At 34.0% G+C, this 6675-nt stretch carries 4 protein-coding genes; all 4 read left to right on the top strand.

Going from position 1 to position 6675, the window contains the following annotated elements:
* Window positions 1-1884 (top strand): gliding motility-associated C-terminal domain-containing protein (locus tag ACN1CN_RS22320; protein WP_419137836.1); only part of this gene is annotated, 1884 nt, incomplete at its 5' end.
* A 57-nt stretch (window positions 1885-1941) separates the two neighbouring features.
* Window positions 1942-2871, top strand: coding sequence for a type IX secretion system membrane protein PorP/SprF (locus tag ACN1CN_RS22315; RefSeq protein WP_419137834.1), 930 nt, complete (start codon window positions 1942-1944; stop codon window positions 2869-2871).
* A gap of 11 nt (window positions 2872-2882) precedes the next feature.
* The gene (locus ACN1CN_RS22310; RefSeq protein WP_419137832.1) at window positions 2883-4820 is read left to right on the top strand and encodes an OmpA family protein; all 1938 of its coding nucleotides are present in this window, start codon (window positions 2883-2885) and stop codon (window positions 4818-4820) included.
* Between the two features lie 347 nt (window positions 4821-5167).
* Window positions 5168-5539 (top strand): hypothetical protein, encoded by a 372-nt coding sequence (locus ACN1CN_RS22305; RefSeq protein ID WP_419137830.1) that lies wholly within the window; start codon window positions 5168-5170, stop codon window positions 5537-5539.
* Window positions 5540-6675 lie beyond the last annotated feature (1136 nt).

Genomic DNA, 6675 nt, shown 5'->3' with positions numbered 1-6675 from the left:
GAGACCACATCAACCTTAACAGGAGCGACCATTGGTACTCTTAGTGCAGACACTTACTTCAGAGCAGTAGTTCAAAGTGGAGTTTGTGCAGCTGCAAATTCAGAATCTATATTGGTAACAGTAAATCCGGTTTCAGTAGGCGGAGTAGTCTCTTCACCACAAACGATATGTTCAGGAAATTCACCTGCCGATTTAACTTTATCAGATAATACAGGTAGTATTGTAAAATGGCAAAAATCAAGTGATGCTGTTTTTACGACTCCAACAGACATAGCCGAGACCACATCAACCTTAACAGGAGCGACCATTGGTACTCTTAGTGCAGACACTTACTTCAGAGCAGTAGTTCAAAGTGGAGTTTGTGCAGCTGCAAATTCAGAATCTATATTGGTAACAGTAAATCATGATAATACGGTGGCAGCGGCTTCATCAGCACCAACCCTGTGTATCAATACAGCTTTGATGAATATTACCCACGGCACCGCTGGAGTCACAGGCATAGGAATCGCCGCAAACCTCCCGGCAGGAGTAACGGCTGCGTGGGCATCGAATGTGATTACCATCAGCGGAACACCAAAGGAAACGGGCACCTTTGCTTACAGCATCCCATTAACGGGAGGTTGTGGAAATGTGCTAAATGCTACAGGAACGATTACGGTAGTAACACCGCCAAACGCAGGAACGATAACAGGAATCCAAAACATTCACGTAGCAGAGACCACGCCATTTGCTTCAAGTGGTACTGCTGGTGGAACATGGAAAAGTAGCGACATTTCTAAAGCGACAGTTAATTCTTCAACGGGAGTTGTAACAGGTGTATCGGCAGGAACTGCGACTATCACTTATACTGTAATAGGGACAGGTGAATGTACCAATGCAATAGCCGCACTTACTGTAAAGGTAAGAATAGCTTCAATTGATGCTGTAGCAGACACAGGGATTTCCGTAAACGGTTCAACAGGCGGAATTTCATTAACGAATGTGTTGACGAATGATACCTTAAACGGAAGTGCTGTTGTACCATCAGATGTAAATACAACATTTGTAAGTGCTACCAATCCAGGGATTACTTTGTCGGGAACTAATGTTTTAGTTGCGCCGGGTACCCCAGGGGGAACCTATACACTGAACTATAGAATATGTGAGATACTGAATCCTGACAATTGTGATGATGCAGTGGTTACTGTAAAAGTATTTAGTAACCCATCAATTGCATTAGTGAAAACAGCTTTGTTCAAAGATGAAAATGGAGATGGACATGCACAGGCAGGAGAAACTGTTATCTATAATTTTGAAGTTACCAATACAGGAGATGTAGCCTTAACCAATGTAAGTATAACAGATCCCCTGCCGGGAATAGTGCTTACGGGTAATCCAATAAGTTTAGCAGTAGGGGAATCCGACAGAACTACTTTTGTTGGAATCTACAGACTAAAACAGTCCGATATAAATTCAGGATCAGTAAGCAATCAGGCCACAGTTATTGGAACAAGCTATGATGGAATAATTGTTAAGGATAACTCAGATGATTCGAGTAACCTAGGCGATAATCCTACAGTATTAGGTATTGAAGGATGTAGTATAGAAGTTTTTAATGCAGTATCTCCCAATGGAGACGGCAGTAATGATTTATTCTATGTAAGAGGTTTAGAATGCTATCCAGATAATTCGGTTGAAATATATAACCGCTGGGGAGTTTTAGTATTTGAGCGTGATCAATATAACAATACCGATAGAGCCTTTAAAGGGATTTCTGAAGGACGAGTAACGATTAATGCTTCTGCTGAATTACCAGTTGGAACCTATTATTATATCCTTAAATACAAGGATTATAATTCTACAGGACACCAAAAAGCAGGTTATTTATATATCAATAGAAAATAGATAAATCTAATTCCCGGGAGGAATTACAACTCTCGGGAATTATAAACACACACACAGATGAAAACAAAATTAATAGGATTGGTTTTGATGCTATTATCAGGCTTGATTCACGCCCAGCAAGATTCACAGTTTACACAATATATGTACAATACCATTAATATAAATCCTGCCTATGCAGGGTCTAGAGGTGTTTTGAGCATATTTGGTTTACACCGTACCCAATGGGTAGGATTAGATGGAGCGCCGGTAACTAATACAGCTTCGATGAATATGCCAATAAATAATAGTAATATCGGGTTAGGTTTATCCTTTATAAATGACAGGATAGGACCTTCGAATGAGAATAATATAGCTGTTGATTTTTCATACAGTATACCTGTATCAGAAAGTTATAAACTATCATTTGGATTAAAAGGATCTGCAAATTTATTAGATGTTGATTTTACTAAGTTAAATCAATATGATAAAAATGATTATGTTTTTGATACCAATATAGATAATAAATTTTCTCCTAATATTGGAGTAGGACTGTATTTGCATTCAGACAATACGTATGTAGGTTTATCTGCGCCAAATTTATTGGAAACCAAGCATTTTGACAGGTATGCCAATACAGGAGCCAACAGTCATGTGGCTAAAGAGAATATTCATTATTACTTAATTGCAGGTCATGTTTTTGATTTGAATCCTTTCCTGAAATTTAAACCATCATTACTCACTAAGTATGTACAAGGTGCACCTTTACAAGTAGATGTATCTGCAAATTTTTTAATAAACGAGAAGTTTGTAGCAGGAGTTGCTTATAGATGGAGTGCCGCACTAAGTGCTATGGTAGGGTTTCAGGTTACAGATTCATGGTTTATCGGTTATGGATATGATTTAGAAACTACCCGATTAGATAATTACAATTCAGGTTCCCATGAAATTTTTCTAAGATATGAATTGTTCAATAAATACAATAGGATAATCTCACCAAGATTCTTTTAATATCGTCTACTATGAAAATTAAAAACCTTATTTATAGTTCGCTTATGAGTATTATCGCATTTCAGGGATATGCACAAAAAGCAAAAGTGGCTGCGGCCGATAAAGAATATGATCGTTACGCCTATGTAGATGCAATAGCTACTTATGAGCGTGTGGCCAATAAAGGCTATACAGATGAGAGCATGTTCCAGAAGTTAGGGAATGCATACTATTTTAATGCAGAATTAGAAAAAGCAGAAAAGTGGTATGAAAAGCTTTTTGACATGAATCAAAATCAGGATCCGGAGTACTATTATAGATACTCCCAGTGTTTAAAATCGATAGGAGATTATGCAAAATCTGATAAAATGATGACCGAATTTAATCATAAATCAGGCAACGATTTAAGAGCTAAGCTATTTAAAAGTAATAGAAATTATCTCGACGAAATCAAAGCAAATTCCTGGCGATATACAATAGAAAACGCAGGGATTAATTCAAAGTTTTCTGACTATGGGAGTTCATTTTCAGGTAATAACCTAGTATTTGCTTCAGCAAGAGATACAGGAGGGATTGCAAAGAAGGTTTTTAAATGGAATAATCAGTCATTTACAAATCTCTACAGATCGGAAATGAAATCAGATGGCAGTTTAGGAAAACCGGAACGATTCGATAATAGAATAAATTCTAAATTTCATGAATCTACCCCGGTTTTTACTAAAGACGGAAAAACCATGTACTTTACTCGAAATAACTTCTTAAATGGAAAGAAAAAAGGCGACAGTGAAAGAGTGACATTGTTAAAATTATATAAGTCGACTCTGGAAAAGGGCGTATGGAGTAATGTAACAGAGCTTCCGTTTAACAGTGATCAATATAGTGTGGCCCATCCGGCATTAAGTGTTGATGAGAAAACATTATATTTTGCATCTGATATGCCGGGAACCTTAGGACAATCTGATTTGTTTAAAGTTAAAATCAATGATGATGGTAGTTACGGAACACCAGAGAATCTGGGAGACAAAATCAATACAGAAGGAAGAGAAACGTTCCCTTTTATAAGTGATCATAACGAATTGTATTATGCAAGTGATGGTCATCCCGGACTAGGAGGTTTAGATATATTTGTTGCCCAATTATCCAAAGACGGATCAATTTCAGAATCGCAAAATGTTGGAGAGCCAGTCAATGGGAAAACAGATGATTTTGCATTACTTATTAATGGTCAATCCAGAACAGGATTCTTTACAACAAATCGATCCGGAGGAGAAGGTTATGATGACATTTACAGATTCACTGAAACAAAAAAGTTAACCTGTGAGCAAGAGCTGGCTGGAGTTGTAACAGATTTGGGAGACGGAAAATTATTGCCAATGACCCAGGTGATTTTATTTGATAATAATTTCAAAGAATTACAACAAGTAGTTTCAGATGAAAAAGCACATTATGCATTTGAAGTAAAGTGTGGAGAAACGTATTATGTACGGGCAATAAAAGCGGATTATATTACAAAGGAACAAAGCATTACTATTGTCAGGGAGAGTGGAAAAACAGATTTGCCTATAGCCTTGGAAAAAGCAATATCTAAAGTTACAGTAGGAGATGATCTGGCAAAATCCTTTAAAATAGAAATAATTTATTTCGATTTGGATAAATCTTTTATACGCAAAGATGCCGCTTTTGAATTAGAAAAAATTCTCGATGTTATGAAGCAGTATCCAACAATGAAGATAGACGTTCGTTCCCATACCGATAGTAGGCAGACACATGCTTATAACGAGAAACTTTCAGATAGAAGAGCTAAATCAACCATAGCCTGGTTAGTTAAAAACGGAATAGCAGCAAGCAGGTTAACCGGTAGAGGATATGGAGAAACACAATTAGTAAATAAATGTGCGGATGGTGTAAAATGTACTGAAGCAGAACACCAGGCTAATAGACGCAGTGAGTTTATAATCACTTCGATGTAATAAATAAGACAATTTTTATTGTTTTAAAATAACTTTAAAGTGAGTTTTACTTTATTTAATAAAAACTAATACCACTGATTTCTATATTAAAATTGATTTTTTATGTTAGTTCGTCAGTGGTTTAGTTTTGTTTAGTTCGAAGAGTGGTACCCTATCTTATGTAATCGGTTATCGTTTTATAGTAAAGAGGGTTGAGCGACTATTAAATATTCTTCGATTATATAGTAAATATTTTTTAGATTTTATAGAATAATTCTAATAAAATGTCGTGAGAGATTAAATCCATAACGATTAAGACTTTAGAGTAAAAGTTATAAGAGTAACGCCAGAATTAGGATTTAGACGGAATGATTAAGCTAGATATTAGAGAGATGAGCAAGAGAAAAGGACTTATATATGATAGTCAGAAATATTTTTCGAGATTCTTAAAATATGAATTTAAAGAAGATTATTCTTTTGATACGTATTGTAATTTTAAGTATTTCGACAAAGTATTAGATAAATATTCTGTGATAATATTTGTAATCTATTCAGAAGAGGAATTACTTGATTTCATAAAGGTATATAGAAAAGAAATACCTTTAATTATTTGTAGTTTCAATAATAAAATTTTAGTGGAACTAGGAAAAATAGATGAAGTATTGTTGTTGGATACATCAAAACTCAGGGCTGAAATAGTAACTGAATTGAAAACTTACTTCAATTGCATAAGCCATTGATTAAAAGTGTATTATTGTTTTTAAGTATCAAAAGATTAATTTTAAATTAAAGTATTTAATCAAACTATCATTAAATCTAAACTTGATAAATATATCTATCGGGTTGAATTAATCCGGACTGTTGATGGGATTAATATATATTTTAAGGAAAGTTTTTAAAATTGAGATTACCCTAAAAAGAAGCTTAAATTATATTTCAATATGGCTAAAAATGTCAGTGAGTATCCTCTGATTTTGTTATAATTTAACGTTGATGAATATAATTTTAAAGCTTATAAAAAACTAAAAGGTTCGAATTAACTATAGTGTTAAGCCAGAGATTGCTATGCAATCATAGCAGGGTTTTATATAAAATATATCAGATTTCACTTGTTTTTATAGATATAAAGCTACACTATTGTGGAATTATTTCCACGTTTTTTATTTTAATTTATTTCTAAACCACTATACCTTTGCAAGGTAAATGTATTGTTACTCATGTAAATACGATAATAAAGATATCTGAAGAAATGTAAAGTAAAAAAAGCATGAATTTTTTAGTTAAAAACAACTCTTATAATTATGCAAAATAGGAAAATAAATAGTATATACTTTATATTATTTATTTTGGAATAGTTTTTTGCAATTCTCCAAAACAGAATCTCAATCCTGAACTACAGAAAACGGTAGATTAATAGAGTCATAGGACAGGGGATACTTTAATACTTAAAGGCGCGTGGTTTTTGGTAGAAAATATGGAGGATCGTCATGTAAACGACTCAAAAGAATTATGGGTATATTGTGCTTTTTTGGAATCTTTATTTAAAAAAACCTAAAGACGCTGATCAATTAGACAGCATCTATAAAGGCTACATCAGAGAATTACCGATTACAGACCAAGAGACATTTCCATGCAAAAAAAATATAGTAAAGCAGACTATTTAATTAAAAATATTGATCAAGTCTTTGAGAGCTGGAAAAAAAACATTGGCAAAGGATCTTTCTTTCTCTTAGTTTCGTGAATACCTATTCATGATGAACTTGTAGAACAATGGAGAATACTTTACAAGAAACAATATTTGGATTGCTTTAGTAAAATTGATTTTGAAAGCTTAAGTACAAAACTAAACAAGGAATTGAAAAAACTGAATATAAAA

Origin of the sequence: Flavobacterium sp. T12S277 (genome assembly GCF_048514875.1) — a bacterium.
Classification (GTDB): domain Bacteria; phylum Bacteroidota; class Bacteroidia; order Flavobacteriales; family Flavobacteriaceae; genus Flavobacterium.
This window is presented reverse-complemented; position numbering and strand designations above follow the sequence as displayed.